General features: G+C 45.0%; 18 protein-coding genes. 13 read left to right on the forward strand and 5 right to left on the reverse strand.

The genetic code is table 11. The features are described 5' to 3' along the window. Positions 1-85 precede the first annotated feature (85 nt). Both A8806_RS04180 and A8806_RS04185 read right to left on the reverse strand, forming a co-directional pair. Entirely contained in the window at positions 86-1264 is a 1179-nt protein-coding gene (locus A8806_RS04180) for a PucR family transcriptional regulator (protein WP_109729931.1), read from the reverse strand. Between the two features lie 18 nt (positions 1265-1282). Next, entirely contained in the window at positions 1283-2797 is a 1515-nt protein-coding gene (locus A8806_RS04185) for a YjjG family noncanonical pyrimidine nucleotidase (protein WP_109729932.1), read from the reverse strand. A gap of 393 nt (positions 2798-3190) precedes the next feature. On the opposite strand from A8806_RS04185, the gene A8806_RS04190 reads away from it, so the two are divergent. From A8806_RS04190 to A8806_RS04205, 4 genes are all read left to right on the forward strand, one after another. Further along, on the forward strand, positions 3191-4546 hold the full coding sequence (locus tag A8806_RS04190; RefSeq protein ID WP_109729933.1) for a dicarboxylate/amino acid:cation symporter: 1356 nt from the start codon (positions 3191-3193) through the stop codon (positions 4544-4546). 141 nt (positions 4547-4687) lie between these two features. Continuing rightward, positions 4688-5293, forward strand: a complete 606-nt coding sequence (locus tag A8806_RS04195) for a CD225/dispanin family protein (protein ID WP_242995946.1) — start codon at positions 4688-4690, stop codon at positions 5291-5293. A gap of 167 nt (positions 5294-5460) precedes the next feature. Continuing rightward, a complete protein-coding gene (locus A8806_RS04200) occupies positions 5461-5766 on the forward strand; it encodes a DUF2752 domain-containing protein (protein WP_242995947.1) in 306 nt (101 codons plus the stop codon). A gap of 15 nt (positions 5767-5781) precedes the next feature. Continuing rightward, complete coding sequence (locus A8806_RS04205; RefSeq protein WP_109729936.1) at positions 5782-7182, forward strand: MATE family efflux transporter; 1401 nt, start codon at positions 5782-5784, stop codon at positions 7180-7182. Here the strand turns inward: A8806_RS04205 and A8806_RS04210 are convergent. Together A8806_RS04210 and A8806_RS04215 are read right to left on the reverse strand one after the other, a co-directional pair. After that, a complete protein-coding gene (locus A8806_RS04210) occupies positions 7163-7864 on the reverse strand; it encodes a P-II family nitrogen regulator (protein ID WP_109729937.1) in 702 nt (233 codons plus the stop codon). The two genes, A8806_RS04205 and A8806_RS04210, sit on opposite strands and share 20 nt — an antisense overlap. 2 nt (positions 7865-7866) lie before the next feature. Continuing rightward, entirely contained in the window at positions 7867-9387 is a 1521-nt protein-coding gene (locus tag A8806_RS04215; RefSeq protein ID WP_109729938.1) for a DUF1538 domain-containing protein, read from the reverse strand. Positions 9388-9726: 339 nt separating this feature from the next. Between A8806_RS04215 and pfkB the strand changes: the two genes are divergently transcribed. Genes pfkB through A8806_RS04230 form a run of 3 tightly spaced genes read left to right on the forward strand, consistent with a single transcriptional unit; the run spans position 9727 to position 13344 of the window. Further along, positions 9727-10632, forward strand: coding sequence for a 1-phosphofructokinase (gene pfkB, locus A8806_RS04220; RefSeq protein WP_109729939.1), 906 nt, complete (start codon positions 9727-9729; stop codon positions 10630-10632). Between the two features lie 17 nt (positions 10633-10649). Further along, positions 10650-12563 carry a PTS fructose transporter subunit IIABC gene (locus A8806_RS04225; protein WP_109729940.1) on the forward strand — a complete coding sequence of 638 codons (1914 nt, stop codon included), beginning with the start codon at positions 10650-10652 and terminating at the stop codon, positions 12561-12563. A gap of 37 nt (positions 12564-12600) precedes the next feature. Continuing rightward, positions 12601-13344, forward strand: coding sequence for a DeoR/GlpR family DNA-binding transcription regulator (locus A8806_RS04230; protein WP_109729941.1), 744 nt, complete (start codon positions 12601-12603; stop codon positions 13342-13344). 83 nt (positions 13345-13427) lie between these two features. On the opposite strand, the gene A8806_RS04235 is transcribed toward A8806_RS04230, so the two are convergent. Beyond that, complete coding sequence (locus tag A8806_RS04235; protein ID WP_109729942.1) at positions 13428-13697, reverse strand: hypothetical protein; 270 nt, start codon at positions 13695-13697, stop codon at positions 13428-13430. Between the two features lie 373 nt (positions 13698-14070). Between A8806_RS04235 and A8806_RS04240 the strand changes: the two genes are divergently transcribed. From A8806_RS04240 to A8806_RS04265, 6 genes are all read left to right on the forward strand, one after another. After that, positions 14071-15075 (forward strand): LacI family DNA-binding transcriptional regulator, encoded by a 1005-nt coding sequence (locus A8806_RS04240; RefSeq protein ID WP_109729943.1) that lies wholly within the window; start codon positions 14071-14073, stop codon positions 15073-15075. A gap of 105 nt (positions 15076-15180) precedes the next feature. Next, positions 15181-16881, forward strand: a complete 1701-nt coding sequence (locus A8806_RS04245; protein WP_109729944.1) for a sugar phosphorylase — start codon at positions 15181-15183, stop codon at positions 16879-16881. 42 nt (positions 16882-16923) lie between these two features. Next, entirely contained in the window at positions 16924-18240 is a 1317-nt protein-coding gene (locus A8806_RS04250) for an ABC transporter substrate-binding protein (RefSeq protein ID WP_109729945.1), read from the forward strand. Positions 18241-18336: 96 nt separating this feature from the next. Further along, positions 18337-19227 carry a carbohydrate ABC transporter permease gene (locus tag A8806_RS04255; protein ID WP_109729946.1) on the forward strand — a complete coding sequence of 297 codons (891 nt, stop codon included), beginning with the start codon at positions 18337-18339 and terminating at the stop codon, positions 19225-19227. Then, the gene (locus tag A8806_RS04260; protein ID WP_181368577.1) at positions 19220-20056 is read left to right on the forward strand and encodes a carbohydrate ABC transporter permease; all 837 of its coding nucleotides are present in this window, start codon (positions 19220-19222) and stop codon (positions 20054-20056) included. The genes A8806_RS04255 and A8806_RS04260 overlap by 8 nt, the downstream gene beginning before the upstream one ends. Before the next feature lie 28 nt (positions 20057-20084). Then, positions 20085-21149, forward strand: coding sequence for a zinc-dependent alcohol dehydrogenase (locus A8806_RS04265; protein ID WP_109729948.1), 1065 nt, complete (start codon positions 20085-20087; stop codon positions 21147-21149). Position 21150: the final 1 nt, after the last annotated feature.

Raw genomic sequence — 21150 nt, forward strand, 5'->3', positions numbered from 1 at the left:
ATGATATGTTCATTAATTCAAAAATAAGCCCGTCTTTTTGTTTATTTGAACAAAGATATGGCAAACTTCTGCACATGGCGGTGCCTTATCTGCCGCATAACTTTTTCTCAAGAATCATAAAGTATAGTTTAAAATTATCTCCCTGACATTTTACATCAAGTCCGGTAAGTTCCTTGATTTTATTCAAGCGGTATTTAATTGTATTTTTGTGTGTATACATCCGGCTTGCGGTCTCATCCATATTTCCATTGCATTCAAAATAAATAATCAAAGTATCGACCAGTTCCTGGTTTTTCAATTTCCCAAGGATGCTTGAAAACAGGCTGTCTGATTTATTCTGTAGTATTTCACGCAGGCTGCTGTACAATTCAAGATCGCGGAATTCGTAAATTTTCTTTTTTCCATCCATTATCCGTCCCAGTTCAATTGCCTTAATGGATTCTTCATAAGAGTGCCGGATTCCTGATGCCTTTGTCTTTATTGTTCCAATCCCTGCCTTCCAGTCGTTCGGCATAGAGAGGCTGTCCAGCATCACGCGCATTTCCGTAATCACAAATGGAAGATATTGTTCCAGAACACTTTTGTCTTTACTATACAGCAGCATCAACATCCCGTTTTCTAGTTTGGAATTTCCACAAAAAATTTGATCTGACAGGCTCTCTGTAAAATTGGAGAGCCTGTCTATGGCGAATTTTATCATACGTGATGTATTCCCACCCTGACCTTCTTCCATATCAGCATCCAGCACCATTGCCTGAAAATAATCATTTTCAATATCCACTTTCAATAGTCTGCCTTCTTCCTTAAGCATACTTTCATTGACAAATGGCTGAAAAATGATATCCGATATGTACTTTCCAAGCATTTCTCTTCTGTTACTTTCTGTCATGATGACATTCATGGCATCCATAATAATGTCAATATAAGTCATCTCATATGGAATGTGCAGCAGCGGGAAATGATTTTCATTTGCAATCGCAATCATTTTATCTGCAATGCGGTGTGCATATTTTCCTGTCTTGATCGCCAGACATGCACTTTGTGTATCGATCAGGTCATATAGAAGCTGACATTGCATTTCCTCATCGTCTCCAATGGAATAGAGACTGGTTATCAGAAAATCATCCCCTCTCAGCCACTGGATTACGTCAGGTACTTCCATTACGGTTACGGTACCTACATTGACATCCAGACATTCTGTATCCGTAATAAGCTTCAGGTTTTTTAGTGACCGGAACCGCAGTAAATCTCTCAGTTTTGCCATTTCTATCCGCCCCTGTTTTTAATCTAATATATCTTTCAGCTGCTTCAGACCACTGATTCTGTAAGTGCTCTTTTCTCCCGATTCCTGTTCCTTTATATCTCCGCGTATAAACCAGCAGGTATCAATTCCATACTGCAAGCCGCCCTGAATATCAGAACTATAGGAGTCCCCGACGATCAGTGCCCGGCTTTTATCAAACCCCGGAATATGATTTTCTACATAGGAGAAAAATTCTTTGGAAGGCTTCTGTGCCCCGACCTCTTCGGAAACAAATACTTGTTCAAAATACTTATCCAGGCCGGAAGCTTTCAGGCGTTTTCTTTGTGTCTGTGCTACTCCGTTGCTAATGATGAACAGCCGGTATTTGGATTTCAGCCACTGGCAGATTTCCTCTGCATCCTCGATCATCTGTGCACCCTCATTCAGATAGGAGCGGTACTTACTTTCCCATTCTTTCCCATTGACTTCAATACCGAATTCTTTCATCGTTTTGGAAAACCTTGTATTGAGGACTTCCGGTTTTTCAATAATCCCCTGCTCATATTCTTTCCAGAGCCGGTCATTGATCTGTTTGTATACAGGAAGATAGTCCTCAGCGTTTTTGTAGCCGTAGTCTTTCAGTACATTAATAAAAGACTCTCTTTCATTCGCCTGAAAGTCCAACAACGTATCATCAATATCAAGAAGAATATATTCATAATGATTTGTTGCTTTGATTTCATCAATTTTTTTATTGGTATCCAGAACTTTTTTGGCAATTACCAGCAGATGCAGTTTGAAACTATCCTCAGTATCATGCACGTCAAGCCCTGTAGACTTCTTTACGTTTGCGAGATACTCCCGTACTAAATCCGGCGGGATATTCATGACCCGTGCCGTTGTATCAATATCCTCTTTACATTTATAATATTTGGCAAGAACTCTGATCTCAATATCTGAGAGCTGTTCAAACACAATATCTGTTATTTGTTTTCCATAATTTGTGACCATAGCATTAATAGAACTATATATTTCCATTCCCATATAATCCAGAATGCATCGTTCTTTTTTGAATATTTCCCCAGCCTTTACTGCCTTTATGGCATAGGAGTAAGTACGTGTGATTCCTGCAATTCCTTTTTCCGGAAGTCCAAAACCTACGCGGACTTTTTTCTTCTGATCCATTGAATCCAAAAGATTTACCGCTTCTTTTTTGAAATCGGGAAGTATCTTCATAATATCATCTTTGTCGTGTCCGATCAGGAATGTTGCAACACCGTTGTCAACATAAAAAAATTGGTTCTGTTTAATTTGATTGTTAATAGATGGGAGATTCTGCATCTCTGCCAAATGTTCCTTCAATTGTTCTTTCTCATCAAAAGTCCCCTGCTCTGCTGACGGATAGAGAAATACTACCCCCAGAAAAACATCCTGATTCACGTCAAATCCTAGCTTTTCCCCTAATTGTGCCACCAATTTTTTGTCCTCATAAAAGTAGTTCACTACATCGTTGAAATAAGTCGAAAACCCGATTGATTCCATGTTGCTGTACATCCCATTACCTCCTTATTGACTGACTATTGCTTTTAATATTTATAATTTTCCTTCTTTTATGAAGGAGAAAGGATTATATTACATCATTTAACTTTCCTTGTCAATAACATTTTGTACTTTTCATATATTTCTATATTTGTTACGAAAAACTGATTTTGTATTTATTAACATTTTATAAATTCTTTGTTAAAAAAGACAAAATATTCCGTTTATTTTTGTCCATTTAACGATTGTAAGTGTGGATTCTACAAAGTAATATATAACCATAAAGCAACGGCATACACAATGGTGTGCAGAAAGGTCACACATGTATTGCCGTTTCTTCCGTTTTTGCAGAAACGTAACAATAATAGCTCGTAACAAACAAAGTAAAAAAGGAGGATTTTAATCTGTATGAAAAACCAAAAATCAAAACCATCTCTGGCGGTAAAGATGGGAATCGCTCTTGCTCTTGGAATCATAGCCGGTTTTCTCTTCATGTTTCTTCGGGAATCGCTGAACAGTTCGGGAAATGGAGACATCTGGAACACGATAAATAACATATTGTTTCAGGACATTACTGCTGAGGGGGCGACCAGTGCTATCGGTCTGTTCTACATTATAGGACAGATGTTTATCCGTGCCCTGCAGCTAGTTATAATTCCTATGGTCTTTACATCAATTGCTCTTGCAATTGGCACAATTTCAGATACAAAAACATTGGGGCGTATATCCTTTAAAACAATCTCATGGTTCCTTTTATGTTACCTTTTTGCGTTACTCCTTGCCGGTATCGTAGGGCTGTCATTGTTTAACGCCGGATTTTTTAATGTCTCCGATCTTTCAGGGTTAGAAGCCTCCAGTGGTACGACTGGATCAAATCCTTTGCTTGTGGTCCTGAATATGGTGCCTTCTAATGTTGCCACTGCTTTCAGCAATAATACCGCAGTACTTGCCATCGTATTTCTTGCAGTTTCATTAGGGCTTGCAATGAACGTTCTTGGGGAGGAAAAAACGGCTACATTAAAGAACTTCTTAAAAGAATTAAACGATGTGATCGTAGTATTCCTTAACTTTGTTGTTACAAAGTTTGGACCGCTTGCTATCTTCGTATTGCTTTCAAGGACATTTGCAACATATGGCATTGATTACTTAAAGCCGGCCCTCGTTTATGCTGTTACGACTATCATTCTGCTGCTTTTGTTCCTGACCGTGGGATATAGTCTGATTATATGGATTGGTACGAAATTAAATCCGATTATGTTCCTGAAAAAAATTGCCAAGGTAATTGTATTCGCGTTTTCAACTTCTTCCAGTGCTGCTGCACTGCCGCTGAATCTTGAAACTACAACGAACGAACTTGGTGTGGATACAAAGATTGCCTCCTTTGTACTTCCGCTTGGTATGACAGTTAATATGAATGGAAATGCCATTATGCAGGTAATTGCTACATTGTTTATTGCAGGCTGTGCCGGATATGATGTAACACCGTTATCGCTTCTGGTGATTTCACTTTTGTCGCTGGTTGCTTCAGTTGGTACTCCTGCAGCCCCGGGTGCCGGTGCTGTCATTCTCTTCACCATCCTGTCAGGTGTTGGATTTACAAATGACGGGGCACTGCTGGCATACGGCCTTATTCTGGCAATCAACAGGCCGATTGAAATGTTGATGACGACTCTGAACGTAGTAGGCGACTCCTGTACGAGTGTATATGTAGCTAAGTCAGAAGGGCTCCTGAATAAGGATGTTTATAACAGCAAGGTAAAATAGAAATATATGGTTACCTCATTCCCATTATATTGCAGAAATCTTCTGGAAGATATCCCGGCAATAGTGTATAATAAAACAAATGCAATTTTTGTGCCGCAGAGATTATCAGAAGAATATTACAGAAAGAATGAGGTAACGCATATGATTTGTAAGAACTGTAACCAGACTATTGACGACAATGCAAGGTTCTGCCCGAACTGTGGGGCAGCCCAGACAGCCGTTCCGCCGAATACGGAAAGCAGGGAGTCTGATTCACAGACGGTCGCAGCAGGCTCGGGGCAGCCATCCGGGCAGCAGTCCAATGCGGCAGACCAGGGGCCGTCTTATTATTACGAGCAGCAGGGAACCTATCAGGGCCAGAGCCAGTATCAGGACCCGAACCAGTACCAGAATCAATATCAGGACCCGAACCAGTACCAGAATCAATATCAGGACCCGAACCAATACCAGAATCAATATCAGAACCAGTATCAGGAACCATATCCGCAGGATATGATTAATACGACACCATACTTAGTGTTTGCCATTCTCACAACGATCTGCTGTTGTATACCGCTGGGAATCCCGGCCATCGTATTTGCAAGCAAGATCAATACGGCGCAGATGTCAGGCAGGATGGATGAGGCCAGAGACTGTGCGAAGAAGGCGAAGATTTTCTCCATCATTGCGGCGGTAGTCGGCGTAGTGGGCGGTATTATCTATTTTCTGCTTGTGGCAATAGGAAGTTCTTCTTACTATTATTATTAAATGTTAGGGTGTGGTAAAAGGATCGGAAGTGATGGAAACTGAGACAGTACATAAAAAAATATAGGACATTAAGGGCAGCAATACTATTTAGTATTGCCGTCCTGTTTTTACTGGGGGCGTCATACCTGTACAGCCACAATCCGGAAAAGGTACCGTTCATCCCATGTGTGTTTTATTCGATTACAGGGCTGTACTGTCCGGGCTGCGGTGCAGGGCGTGCAAGCTATGCCCTTTTACACGGGGAATTCTATCAGGCGTTCCGTTATAATCCGCTTATGATTTTTGTGATGCTGTTTCTAGCGGCATATTTCATTGCGAGGAGCCTGGACTGGATGATTACAGGGGGAAACCATATAGACAGACATATATCGGATAAGTATCTGTGCTGGCTTCTTGTCGTGATCCTGCTGTACGGAGTCCTGCGGAATATACCCTGTTTCCCGTTTGAATTATTAGCGCCCACACGGATATAAAGGAACCAGAGAATCATGAATAAAGACTTGACGACCGGTAATGTTACAAAAACGATGCTTATCTTTGCGGGCCCGATGATTGCCGGCAATCTCCTCCAGCAGTTTTATAACATTGCGGATACATTAATTGTAGGTAAATTTTTAGGGGCAGAGGCGATGGCGGCGGTAGGGACGGCCTACACGCTGATGAGCTTTCTGACCTCGATTCTGATCGGGCTGTGTATGGGCAGCGGATCGGTATTTTCTTTTTATTATGGGAAAAAGGATATTCTGAAAATGCAGGACTGTATACGTGCTGCATTTTTTATGATTGGCGGGATTACGATTGTGGTGAATGTTCTGTCCTTTTTGCTGACAGACCAGATTCTTCGCCTGCTCCGGATTCCGAAAGAGCTGATGGCCATGATGCGGCTGTATGTGCTGATTATTTTTGCAGGTATTTTCTTTGTTTTCCTATATAATTACTTTTCTTATTTCTTAAGGGCATTGGGAAATTCCGTCATCCCCCTTTATTTCCTCGGCGGCACCTCGTTGTTAAACGTTGCGCTCGACCTTTTGTTCGTGCTCGGATTTGGCTGGGGGATCGGCGGCGCAGCGGCAGCGACTGTGATTTCGCAGGCGATATCAGGGGTGGGGATCGGCATTTATGCGTGGGTAAAAGAACCCTGGCTTCGGGATGCACTGACCCCGGGTAAATGGAAAAAGAGACTTCTTGCTGAGAACAATAGTCACGTTTCAACGAAGGAATCCATAAAAGAGATCGCCCGTTTTTCGTTCGCGGCATCGATCCAGCAGTCGGTCATGAACTTCGGGATACTGGTGGTCCAGGGACTGGTAAACAGTTTTGGAGTCGCTGTCATGGCGGCCTTTACGGCGGCGGTTAAGATCGATTCGTTTGCCTACATGCCTGCACAGGAATTCGGGAATGCATTCTCCCTGTTTGTTTCACAGAATTTCGGGGCGGGGAAGGAAGACCGCGTGAAAAAAGGGGTAAAACATGCGCTTGGTATCTCTATGATTTTCTGCCTCTTTATCTCAGTCGTGGTATTTGGATTCGCAAAATACCTGATGCTGTTGTTTGTATCGCCGTCGGAAACGGAAATCATCAATATCGGGGTCGGATACCTGAGGGTGGAAGGTGCATTCTACTGCGGAATCGGAATTCTCTTCCTGCTGTACGCATTTTACAGGGGCATCAACAGGCCGGAAATGTCACTGATTTTGACCGTCATATCGCTGGGAACGCGCGTGCTTCTGGCATATGTGCTGTCTCCGGTTCCTGCCATCGGTGTGATGGGGATCTGGTGGGCAATACCGATTGGCTGGTTCCTGGCTGATATGACGGGCATCATCTATATGGCTGTGCGGGTGAGGAAAACGGTGTTTGCACCCGTTGTTACTCCTCCAGACCGATAATCTCATCCACCGGCATAGACATAACAAGGCACTGTGCCGGTGAATGCAGTCCGTGCTCCCGGCTGACCGCGGACATGATCTCAGACTTCTTATCCTTTGGTGCGACGATCATCAGGATCTCCAGTTCTTCCTGGAGTGATACCCCCCAGAAATGCATCGGCTCCTCGATACCGCGGCGGCGTCCGCGGATGATTGTACCACCGGATGCCCCGGCTTTTTTTGCCGTATCGATCACATCGTCACTGTACCCCTGGTTCACGGTTACTAAAATCATAGAATAAACGGATTCCTTAGACATGTTTTCTTCCTCCTGTTCCATCTGTTTTTTCAGCTCTAACATTACATGGTCTTTCAGAAAATTAGCAAGATTAGCCGGAAGCCCTGTCATTGGAAGACTTACTGCGATTCCTCCGCCTTTCTCTTTAAAATGGATCGTCTGGTCCATCTCTAAAAATAATTTGTGCACAAATTCTTTTGGCATGATCCACATAGTCAGTATTCGCTCGCTTTCCCCCAGCCCGCATAAATTTAGAAGTTCATTTCCTGCAGTCCCGAGGCAGAAACACTGGAAATACATGGAACAGTGGCGCTGCTCCAGAATCCGGGAAAGTTTCCGCTCTGTTTTGATATCTGTCACCGCCATGACAAGACGCGGCAGCATCGGTTCTTTACTTTTTATCATCTCTATTCATCCTCCAGGTCAATGATCTCATCATCGTCTTCAAGCAATTCAGGTTCTGCCGGTACCAGACGTTTTTTGAGTTTATAATTATAAATGGCTCCCATAATCTGTATGACAATCAGTGGGGCAAGTGCGACCAGAGCCACGACGCCGAATGCATCGGTGACCACATTGCCCCCGGAAGCTGTACATGCACCCATAGCCAGGGGGAGCAGGAATGTGGTGGTCATAGGCCCGCTAGCAACACCGCCGGAGTCAAATGCGATACCTACGAAAATAGGCGGGACAAACCGGGTAAGAATCAGTGCAAGGACATATCCCGGAATTAAAATCCAGTAAATGCTGATCCCGGTAAACACCCGGATCATGGAGAGTGCTACGGCTGCGGATACACCGATGGAGAGACATTTGTTCATCGCATTCCGGGTAATAGTTCCGTTGGTAACGGACTCTACCTGCAGGTTTAGAACCTGTACTGCAGGCTCGGCTTTGACGATATAATAACCGATCAGGATACCGACAGGAACGAGCAGCCACTTGATACTGTCTCCTGCGATTGCGGAGCCAAGCAGATTGCCGACAGGTGCAAAGCCTACATTGACGCCGGTCAGGAAAAGGATCAGACCGATAATCGTATAGAGGAAGCCGATCAGCATTTTAATGATCTGACGTCTGTGATACTTATGCGCCAGAAGCTGGAAGATGAGGAACACCCCCAGAACAGGCATCATGGAAGCCATGACTTCCTTTGCATAATGTGGAATCTCCGCGGTGAATAGGCGGACGACATCCTGAACGGTAACGACTGCCGGGATATCTACCATGCTGTACACGGCGTCCTTAGGATGGTAGAAGATACCGAGCATCTGTACGGCGAGAATCGGGCCGATACTGCAGATGGCCACCAGACCGAAGCTGTCATTCGCCCCGTCCTTATCACTTCTGGCCGCAGAAAGTCCGATACCAAGGCTCATGATAAAAGGGACTGTCATGGGTCCGGTGGTGACGCCGCCGGCATCAAAGGCAACGGCCGCAAAATCAGCCGGAGCCAGAAAAGAAATCAGGAATAAGGCGGCATAAAAGACGGCCAGGAGCCCGCGCAGTGTAGCATGGAACAGAATCCGGAGTACTGCGGCGACTGTAAAAGCACCAACGCCGATGGCAACAGACAGGATCAGCACCTGATTGGGGATGGAGGCGACCTGATTCGCAAGAACCTGCAGATCAGGCTCGGCTATCGTGATGATCGCCCCCATCAGAAAGCAGACCGCTATCGTGATAACAAGTTTCCTGCTTTTGAAAATCTGCCCGCCGACGCCTTCGCCTAAAGGTGTCATTGACATCTCAGCACCTAATTGAAAAAACCCCATGCCGATAATCAGCAGCAGCGCTCCGTTTAAAAACAGAGTGACCGTGCCGGTTTCCATGGGGACTACAAAAATGCCAAGCAGCATAACAATGGCAGTTATAGGTAATACTGAGGAGAGGGAGTCGTTAATTTTCTCTTTTAATTTTTTGTTCAAACGGCTTCTTTTCCTTTCTTAGTTTTCCTAATGCATACCATAAACACTAAACTCGTGAAATACCTCGTTAAGTGTTCAGGTATGCATTTTCACTAAGCTTGATAAAACCTCGCTAAGTGTAAATAGTATACCATAAAAGTTAGTTTCAGGTAACCCTTAAAAGGCAGTTACGGAGTAATTGACTAAGTAATAACCCTTAAATCGGTCAAAATAATTTAATACCGGTCACAATCGTGCAAAATATACAAAAAAGAAGTAAAATATTTGTGAATTAATTTGATTGAATTTGAATGAATATGGTTATATAATAAAATCATCAAAAGAACAGGAGGGAATGAGATGATATATACGGTAACCTTTAACCCGTCGCTCGACTATATTGTCTCCGTGGAAGACTTCAGGCTGGGCCTGACGAACCGGACCAGCTCGGAACTGATTCTTCCAGGGGGCAAGGGCATTAATGTATCCACCGTGCTTGGCAATCTGGGAATTGAAAGCACGGCGCTTGGATTTGTGGCCGGGTTTACGGGGGCAGAGATATGCAAGGAGACAGAAGCAGCCGGGATCAGGTCAGATTTTATACAGATAGAAGAGGGGATTTCAAGGATTAACCTGAAGCTGAAGTCCATCGACGGAACAGAGATCAACGGACAGGGCCCGGACATCAGTGAGGAAAAGGTCAGTATGCTGATGGAGAAGCTGGATGCTCTGAAAGCGGAGGATGTACTGGTCCTTGCCGGGAGTATTCCGGCTTCCATGCCGGATGACATCTATCAGAAGATTATGGAAAGACTGAAAGGCAGGGGAGTAAGGATCGTCGTAGATGCCACGAAGGACCTCCTGCTGAATGTGCTGGATTACCAGCCCTTCCTGATCAAGCCAAATAACCATGAGCTGGGAGAGATTTTCGGCGTAAATTTAAGTACAAGGGATGAGGTCATTCCTTATGGCAGGAAGATGCAGGAAAAGGGAGCACGTAATGTCCTGATCTCAATGGCAGGCGAGGGCGCGGTCCTGATCGCGGAGGACGGGCAGGTTTATACGTCGCCTGCTCCGAAAGGCACTCTGGTCAACGGTGTGGGAGCCGGAGATTCTATGGTGGCGGGATTCCTGGCGGGCTGGCTGAAGCAAAGAGACTATGAATATGCATTCCATATGGGAATAGCCGCGGGAAGCGCCAGCGCTTTTTCCGAATACCTGGCAACCAGAAGTGAAATTGAAGCCGTATACAAGACATTGATGTGAGAAAGAAGGAAATGAGTATGAGAATAACAGACTTACTGGATAAGAGGAGTATTTCTCTGGACGGGGCGCCAAAGAGTAAGAAGGAAGCGCTCGACCAGATGGTAGAGCTGATGAATAAGAGCGGTAAGATCAATGGTATTGACGCATACCGCGAACAGGTTTATGCAAGGGAAGAAGAGAGCACCACCGGAATCGGAGAAGGAATTGCCATCCCCCACGGGAAATGTGATGCAGTTACGAAGCCGGGACTGGCTGCTATGGTTGTAAAAGAGGGCGTGGACTTCGATTCTCTGGATGGTGAGCCGGTCACGCTGATCTTCCTGATTGCGGCGCCGAATACGAAGGATAATGTACATCTGGATGTATTGAGCAAGCTTTCTGTTTTGATGATGGATGAGGAGTTTTCGAATTCACTGAGAAATGCCCGGACTGTGGATGAATTCTTAGAGATCATCGATAAGGCGGACGAGGAGAAGAGTGATATTGATGAACGTCTCGCAGATACCGGCTCCGCTGATGATGCACAGGTAAAGATTCTCGCTGTGACGTCCTGCCCGACCGGGATCGCCCATACTTATATGGCAGCAGAGGGGATCGAGAAGGCAGCGAAAGCGAAGAACTGCTTTGTAAAGATTGAGACCAGGGGCTCCGGTGGCGCGAAAAATGTGCTCACGGCCAAAGAAATAGCGGATGCAGACTGCATCATAGTAGCTGCTGACGCGCAGGTTCCGATGGACCGGTTTGACGGGAAAAAAGTTATCGCGTGTCAGGTATCGGACGGGATCAGCAAAGCAGACCAGCTTGTGGAGCGTGCGATATCCGGGGATGTGCCTGTTTACCACGCAGCATCCGGCGCGGCGGTACAGGCCGACAACGCAAAGAGCGGGGGCAGTATAGGCCATACGATCTATACGCAGTTGATGAACGGTGTTTCGCATATGCTGCCGTTCGTAGTAGGCGGCGGTATCCTGATTGCCATTGCATTCCTGATAGATGGTTTGAGTGTAGATATCAACGCACTTCCGGCGGACCAGAGGGCAAACTTTGGTTCCATCACACAGGCGGCGGCCTTGTTTAAAGGAATCGGGGACACGGCATTCGGGTTCATGCTTCCGGTACTGGCAGGATTTATCGCAATGGCGATCGGCGACAGGCCGGCGCTGGCAGTCGGGTTTGTGGGTGGTATGCTTGCAGCCGGCGGAAAATCCGGCTTCCTCGGTGCATTAGTAGCAGGTTTTGCGGCAGGCTATCTGATTGTCGGACTCCGCAAGCTCTGTGACAAGCTGCCGGATGCTCTGGAGAAGATTGCACCTGTCCTTATTTACCCGGTTGTTGGGATTCTGGTCATGGGACTGGCGATGAACTTTGTTGTAGAGCCAATCATGGGTGGTATCAATACGGGGCTCAACGGAGCGCTGAATCATATGGGTGGTTCCAGTAAAGTAGTGCTCGGCCTGATTCTGGGCGGCATGATGGCGATCGATATGGGCGGCCCATTCAATAAAGCTGCGTATGTGTTCGGAACTGCTTCCATTGCAGCAGGGAATTATGATATAATGGCAGCAGTAATGGTCGGCGGTATGACACCGCCGTGTGCGATTGCCCTTGCAACACTGCTGTTTAAGAACAAGTTTACAAAGGAAGAACGCCAGACAGGGCCGACTAACTTTATCATGGGTCTGGCATTCATCACCGAGGGAGCGATCCCGTTTGCAGCATCCGATCCGCTCCATGTACTTCCTGCCTGTATCATAGGCTCTGGCGCAGCGGGCGCGTTATCCATGCTGTTCAACTGTACACTGATGGCACCGCACGGTGGAATCTTTGTATTCCCGGTTGTGGGAAATGCATTGATGTATCTGCTGGCACTTGTAGTCGGAACGGTGATTTCAGCAGTACTGCTGGGGGTATTTAAGACGAAAAAAGCTTAACAGTTACCGTAAGGATGAGGAAGGAGAGAAGAGGGTCATGTTGACGGAACAAAGATATGAACTGATATTGAAATTGCTGGAGGAGAAAAAGAGTATCACAGTCACAGAGGTAAAAGACCTGATTCACACTTCCGAATCAACCGTCCGGAGGGACATAACAGCACTGCATCAGGCGGGCAGGCTTGTAAAAGTTTTCGGCGGCGCCATCGCGGCAGATCACACCTTAATGACCACCGAACCAACCGTGGCACAGAAGGTGGAGGTACAGAAAGATGAGAAGCAGAAGATTGCAAAGTATGCGGCTTCCCTGATCCAGCCGGAAGACTTTGTCTATCTGGATGCGGGGACCACGACAGGGTGTATGCTGGATTATCTGGCAAAGTCAGAGGCCTCCTTCGTGACCAATGCCGTCGTCCATGCACAGACACTGGCCGCTGCAGGACTGCGGGTATTCCTTGTAGGCGGGGAACTGAAGGCTTCTACAGAGGCCGTGGTCGGGAATCAGGCACTGCTTACACTGGAAAGCTATCATTTTACAAAAGGATTCTTCGGGACAAACGGGATCAGCAGAAATGCCGGATTTACGACGCCGGATGCCAACGAAGCACTGATAAAAAAGACAGCGATGCAGCAGTGCCGGGACAGGTACGTGCTGGGGGATTCCTCCAAATTCGGGAAAGTCAGCGCTGTTACTTTTGCAGATTTCCAGGCCGCGCAGATACTTACAGATAACAGAGTGGAAGGCTATGGGGGCTGCGAAAATATAAGGATAGTATTATAATTTAAAAAATAAAAACCGTATCTTGCAGAGGATTATGAGCATACCATTAATCATCTCTAAAGATACGGTTTTTAACATTTCAATTATTTCTTAAACATATCCTGAATCTCGATCACGTTTGATCTCCCGTTTGAATCGGAAAGCTGTACGCTTACAGACGCTTTGGGAGCTTTCCTGCTTGCTTCGGCTTCTTCAGAGGTGGCAAAGAGCCTCTCCTCGGGAAGTTTCATCGCACCACAGGAACCAATCAGCTGTACGATATAGGTCGTACCCTGCTTGCTGACGACTTTCACCTGCGTAGGGTGTGGATTATCCTCCATAATATAACATGTATCACCACGTTTAAATGGCATAGTATCACCTGCTTTCTATGTTATATACATACCGGCCCGGTCAGGGGACGGATAAATCATACACTTTTCTTTATTATACAATACTATTTGACATAACGTCAATGCGGGCGGCAGCTGTAGTGAACATTTCGTTATCCAGACTGTCCTCATTTAATAGGAAATCATAATCCAAAAGCTGTACCCCGTCCAGATTGATTTTACAGCTTCTGAATAAAAATTTTTACGAGTAATCTATCTTTGTGAATTATGTCTAAAAAACGCAGTTCATTCTTGTCTGCATTTTACAAAATTAATTGTTATTGCCGGAAATGCTTGATTTTTACAGAGGGATTATATATAATGACAACGTAGGACAAAGGAAGTGAAAAAGACTATGAAAAAGGCAACAATTATTGATGTAGCTGAGGCAAGCGGGGTTTCGATCAAAACAGTTTCCAGAGTGATGAATAATAACCCTCATGTCAGTGAAGAGACAAAAGAAAAAGTTTATGCTGCCATGAAAAAGACAGGATATCAGGTTAATATGCTGGCTAAAGGACTTAAGGGGAACAGGACCAACATCATCGTAGTTTTTGCAGACCGACATCATGAAGAACATCTCAGCATATGGCATAACATTATATTAAAATATTTGTTCCAGTATGCAAAGCAGAAGAATATGAAGGTTGTCCTCTCACCGTCTAACAGTGAACGATTTGAGGAGGATGAGACAGACGGATTTTATCTCATCTCCAGTGGACTGGCTGACGGTGCAATACTTTTGGAGAACATCCTAAATGACCCCAGGGTTGAATACTTTGAGAAGCATAATATACCATATGTACTTTTCGGAGAATCAGAGAATCAGGATGTTCCATCAGTCAGCCTGGATAATTTCGATGTAGGCTATAACGGCGGGAAGTACCTGATTGAGCAGGGATACCGCAAGATCGCACTGTTTATAGGTGAAAAGAAGTTTTTGTCCACACAGCTGCGTATCGAAGGGTTTGAAAGAATCATGCAAAGCATGGATGCCGAATATCACATATTTGACGGACTTGACACGGTGGAGAAGGCTTACCATAAGTCGAAAGAAGTGTTGGAAACTTATGATATAGAGGCGTTCTTTGTATCTGGTGACGAACGTGCATTGGGCGTTTATCGCGGAATCTACGAAAAAGGACTGGAGATTCCGGGAGATGTGGCGGTTCTTGGGATTGATAACATTCCTCTGGGAGAGTTCTATTATCCGCCTATTTCTACAGTGGCACAGGATTTTGACATCCTTGCAAAGTGCTGTATGGATTATGTTGTAGAAGAGATTGAGAATGGGAAAGATTCTAATAAAAAGAAGAGGTTCAAGTTCCCGACGAAAATTATAGAAAGAAAATCTACCTGATAAGTAGATTTTTTTACCAAACTTTGACAACGTTGTCATATAAATGCTTATGGAAGCCTTTAGAATGGGAAAACGTTGGAAAAATACAGAGAACAGGAGAAATCAATGGAAGGAATTGAGAGACGGCTGAAGTTTATATTTGGTACAGAGGAAAAGGCTGCCAGTGCAAAGCAGAAAATTGAAAAACAATTGGAAAAATATGAAAAGACCGGGTTAAAGGCACGAAAGTTATCACAGGCGGATACGATGCTGATTACATATGGCGATTCTATCGTGAATGGGGATGCCCCGGCATTGGAAGTCCTGAGTGAATTTCTGGATGCCTATGTAAAAGATGCAGTAGGCAATGTACATCTTCTGCCTATGTATCCTTACACATCAGATGATGGTTTTTCAGTGGTGGATTATAAAGAGATTAATCCGTCATTGGGAAACTGGGGGCATATTGAAATGCTGGCGAAGCGATATGGGTTAATGTTTGATGCAGTAATCAACCATATTTCTAAAAGCAGTGATTGGTTCCAAAAATATCTGGAGTGTGAACAGCCATACACAGACTACTTTATTACCTGCGATCCAGATGCCGACTACAGTAAGGTGACAAGGCCAAGGGCACTGCCGCTTCTGACAGCGTTTCAGACGGCAGAAGGAACAAAGTTTGTATGGACAACGTTCAGTGAGGACCAGATTGACCTGAATTTTAACAGTCCTGACGTTCTGGCGGAGGTTCTGGATCTTCTAGTAATGTACGGAAGGATGGGGGCAAAGTTCATCCGGCTGGATGCGATTGGTTTTATGTGGAAAGAGGCGGGGACAACATGTATGCATCTTCCGCAGACACATGAATTAATCAAGCTTATGAAGGATGTCCTGTGCGTATATTCCCCGGGAACCAAGCTGATTACAGAAACAAATGTACCCCACAAAGATAATATCAGCTATTTTGGGGACGGAAAAGATGAGGCTGATCTGGTGTATCAATTTCCGCTGCCTCCACTTGTTATGTACTCTCTCCTGACAGGGGATGCTTCCATACTAAGTCAATGGATGGCAGGGCTTGAGCTGCCGGGGGAGGATGTTACATTTTTTAACTTCCTGAGTTCTCATGATGGAATCGGAGTCAGACCCACGGAGGGGATTTTGGACGATGCACAAAGAGAATTTCTAGTGAAAGCAACGCTGGAACACGGCGGAAGGGTTTCCTATAAAGATAACGGGGATGGGACAAAAAGTCCATATGAATTAAATATCAACTATCAGGATGCACTGGCAGGTCCGGAAGATTCCGATGAAACAAGGATAGGGCGATTTCTGGCAGCAGAGACGATTTTATTGTCTATGCAGGGTGTCCCGGGTATTTATATACACAGTCTTTTAGGCTCCAGAAATGATTACTATGGAATGACAGTTTCCGGCATACCAAGGCGTATCAACCGGGAACAGCTGGATTACGGTTTTCTGAAAGAGCAGCTGGATGGAGATACAAACAGAAGCAGAATATTCAAAGAAATGATCAGGAGGCTGAATATCCGGAAGAAGGAGAAGGCGTTTGCACCTCAGGCTGTGCAGGAAGTGCTAAATGTTGACGGCAGGGTGCTTGCTGTCAGGAGGATTGCGAAAGAGTCGGGTGAATGTATTGAGGCATTCATCAATGTATCCGGTGAAACGGTGCCCATCGGGCGGGACGGGCTTTCAGGCACCAACCTTCTGAATGGAGAGGAAATAAAAGATAAGATAGTACTAGGGCCATACGAAGCGGCCTGGATAAAAAACAGTAGATTGTTGCAAAGGGGAAGGACTCTTTGACACAAATAAAAAACAATTTATTAAGAAAAGGAGAAGAAGATTATGAAAAAGAAAGTATTAAGCGTGCTGTTAATTACAGCAATGGCAGCTACTCTTGCAGCAGGATGCGCAGGGAAAGAAAAAGATACTGAGGGCGGCTCTGATAAGGGAGGCACTGTCAAGATACAGTTCATGCATCAGCAGGTAGAGCAGGAGAGACAGGATGTGGTACAGGAACTGATAGACGGATTCGAGGCAGAGAATGAGGGTATTACAGTAGAATCTATTCCTGTGAACGAGGATGATTATGACTCTAAAATCGTAGCTCTTGGAGGAAGCGGGGAGCTTCCGGCGATTATTGAATACAGCCAGGACCAGGCGAAGACAAGTGTTGCGAACCAGTTCACCAGCTTAGATGCTGTTCAGGCAGTTGTGGATGAAGTTGGAGAAGATGCATTCTATGAAGGCGCGCTTGAAGTAACGAAGACAGAAGACGGAAGCGGGTATGTAGGTGTTCCGCTGTGCAGCTGGGTACAGGGAATCTGGGTGAACACTGCAATGCTGCAGGAAAAAGGATTTGATGTTCCTGAGAACTGGGATGATGTTCTTGAAATTGCAAAGGCATTCAATGACCCGGCTAATAAAAAATATGGTATTGCAATGCCGACATCTGAATCTGCGTTTACAGAGCAGGTATTCTCCCAGTTTGCGCTTTCAAACGGGGCCAATGTATTTGACAGTGACAAAAATGTTACCGTGAATACACCGGAGATGAAAGAGGCAGTGGAATATTATAAAGAGCTTGCGTCTTACTCTATGCCGGGATCTACAGAGGTTGCTGACGTAAAAGATGCTTTCGTAGGAAAGAATGCGCCGATGGCGATGTATTCCACTTACATTTTAGGTGCAGTGAATGAAGCCGGGTTTGCAGGTGATTTAGCACTTGTTCTGCCGAACCAGAAGGAACAGGTTGCATATGGAACAATTACCGTGCTTGGCATTGCAGAAGGCATGGATGAGGCACAGACAGATGCAGCTAAAAAATTTGTAAGCTACCTGTTGGAAAAAGATAATAACATTACGTGGCTGAATATGGCTCCTGGCGGAATACAGCCGGTATTGAAGGCGGTCAGCGAAGACCCGGCTTTCACGGACATGGATGAGCGTAAGGTATACGAGAACCTGAATGATGATATTGCAGTAGCAGTTGAGAACCTGCAGCTTTTTGGAACAGTCGGCGGCAAGAACTTTACAGAAATGGGTGATGTCACCAACACTGGCGCTATCAGTAAGCTGATTAATAACGTTGTTGTACAGAATGCAGATGTGGACAAAGAACTTGAGACAGCACAGTCAGCAGTGGAAGGCCTGATAAAGTAGGAAGGCAGCTGCTTATTGGATCTGAGAGCACATTAACCTATAAGGACCGGCCAGCGAGGCGGCCGGTCCCGATTAAAAGAGAGAAAGGGGAAAGGAATGAAGCCGAAGAACAGAAAACTGGGCGGAAGTGATACGCGGTTTGCATATGCACTTTTAGCTCCCAGCCTGATTTTATTAGCGCTTTTAATTGGCTATCCGATGATTTATAACATCTTAATCAGTTTTCAGGATGTGCCGGTAAATCCCAAAATGGCCTCTGAGTTTGTAGGCCTTAGTAATTACATAGCGGTATTCCAGGACAAAGGGTTCTATCACTCCGTGTTCATCACCCTGGTATTTACTGTTCTGGTTACGGTAATCAGTACTGCGTTTGGTCTGGCGATTGCAGTTTTTATGAACAGGGATTTTGTCGGGAAAAAAATGGTGAATTCGATTATTATCCTGTCTTATGTTGTACCGGCAGTGTGTCTTATCTTTGCATGGCGGTATATGTTCAATAATATTTATGGAATCATCAACTATATTATTGTGGATGTCCTGCATCTTGCAAAAGAGGTTCCGCTTTGGTTTGACCAGCCGGCCAGTGCGTTTATATTAGTTACAATCTTTGCTATATGGAAGTTTTTCCCGTATGCCTACATGTCATTTGTTGCAATTCTCCAGTCTATCGACAAGAGTCTGTACGAGGCGGCGGATATGGATGGGGCAAATAGCTGGCAGAAATTTATGACCGTTACTTATCCGGCTATAAAGCCAACCCTTGTTACGGTTGTGAGCCTGCGTACCATATGGGTATTCTACATTTACACAGAGGTTTACCTGCTGACGAAACAGGTCGATGTACTTGGCGTTTACCTGTATGACATGGCATTTGCGACACATGACTTTGGAAAGGCGGCAGCAATTTCCATCATACTGTTTGTTGTGATATTCAGTCTGGTTATGCTGATTAGAAAGAAGGTGCTGAGAGTTGAAGAAGATGAATAAAAAAACAGGGAAATTAGTATTTTTTTATGTAAGGGTTGTCCTGCTGGTATTGGTTCTGCTCTTCCCCTTTATTATCATGCTCAGCGTATCTTTGAAGGCGACATCGGAGGCAATCGCATTTCCCCCGACGATTATACCGAAGGCATGGACATTCCAGCATTTTATAGACATATTTAACCCGAAAATCTTTCCATTTATTAAATATTTTGGCAACAGCCTTTATATTGCCCTGACTGTTTCCGTTGTTGCAGTATTCCTTGGTATTCTGGGCGGATATGCACTTTCCAAACTGAAGTTCAAAGGGAAAAAGGGTATCAGCGAGATGTTTTTCCTCGTCTATATGTTCTCCGGAATCCTTCTGATTGTACCGTTATTCCGCATGCTGTCAGCAGTAGGGCTGAAAAACAGCAGGGAGGCAGTCATCATCTGTATGATTATACAGACACTGCCCACGGCGATTTATATGACAAGAAGTTATTTCGATACGATTCCCAAGGAACTGGAAGAAGCAGGAAGGGTAGACGGATTAAGTAAGATGGGGATTATTTTCAGGATTGTTGTTCCATTGTCCATATCGGGATTGATTTCCGTATTTGTATATGCATTTATGATTGCATGGAATGATGTACTGTTTGCTTCTATTTTCATTGATTCTCCGGATATGATGACGATTCCGATTGGCCTGAACTCGTTGTTTAATACACCGGACTATGTATGGGGCAGAATGATGGCGGCTTCACTGATTACATCATTACCTGTAATCATTATGTATGGATTTAGCCAGCGGCTCATTAAGAGCGGCAGCACAGACGGCGGCGTAAAAGGATAGACGACAGGAAAGGAAGGATTGGATAAAGATGAAAAAATTAGTAGCAGTTGCACCGAGGGAAGCAGCGTTAAAGGAATATGAAGACAGGGAAATATTAAGCAATGAAGTAAAAGTACAGGTGGAATTTGCGGCGCCAAAGCATGGCACGGAGCTTGCGGATTTCAGGGGTACCACTCCTTTTATTGATGGAAAATTTGATGAAGAATGGCGTGTGTTTGCCAAACGGGATGAAGAGGAACCGAGGGGGATTGAATTTGGAGACCTTCCTCTTGGAAATATGTTTGTCGGAACCATTACGGAAAAAGGGGCAGACGTTACGGAATATGAGATCGGAGACAGGGTATGTTCTTATGGACCGATTAAGGAGACACAGATTGTAAATGCAGTAGACAACTATAAATTGCGCAAAATGAGCAAAGATGCATCTGCTAAAAATGCAGTATGCTACGATCCGGCACAGTTCGCTTTAAGTGGAATCCGTGATGGAGGAGTACGCCCGGGAGACCGTGTAGTAGTCATTGGACTGGGTGCAATCGGACAGATAGCCCTCCAGTTTGCAGTAAAGATTGGTGCTGTAACAGTCATCGGAATTGACCCTATTGCAAAAAGGCGGGAAATTGCTGAGAAACATGGTGCCCATTATACGTTGGATTCCACTGCCTGTGATGCAGGGATGGAGATTAAAAGGCTGACAGGGAAGATGGGAGCCGATGTGATCATTGAAACAAGCGGGAATGTCCATGCGCTGCAGTCTTCTTTGAAGGGGCTTGGCTATAATGGGACTATCGCATATGTTGCATTTGCAAAGCCATTTCCGGCAGGACTGTGGCTTGGACAGGAAGCCCATTTTAATTATGGGAAGATTATCTTCTCCCGTGCGTGCAGTGAGCCGAATCCGGAATATCCGAGATGGGACAGGCACCGAATTGAGGATGTGTGCTGGGAACTGCTGATGAACGGGTATCTGGACTGTGAGGATATTATTTATCCGGTGGTCCCATTCGAAGAGTGTGCGGAAGGTTTTTGTAATTATGTAGACCAGCATCCGGAAGAGAGTATCAAATTGGGAATCGATTTCATGGGGAGGGATTAAA

It is taken from the genome of Faecalicatena orotica (assembly GCF_003149245.1).
Taxonomy (GTDB): domain Bacteria; phylum Bacillota; class Clostridia; order Lachnospirales; family Lachnospiraceae; genus Faecalicatena_A; species Faecalicatena_A orotica.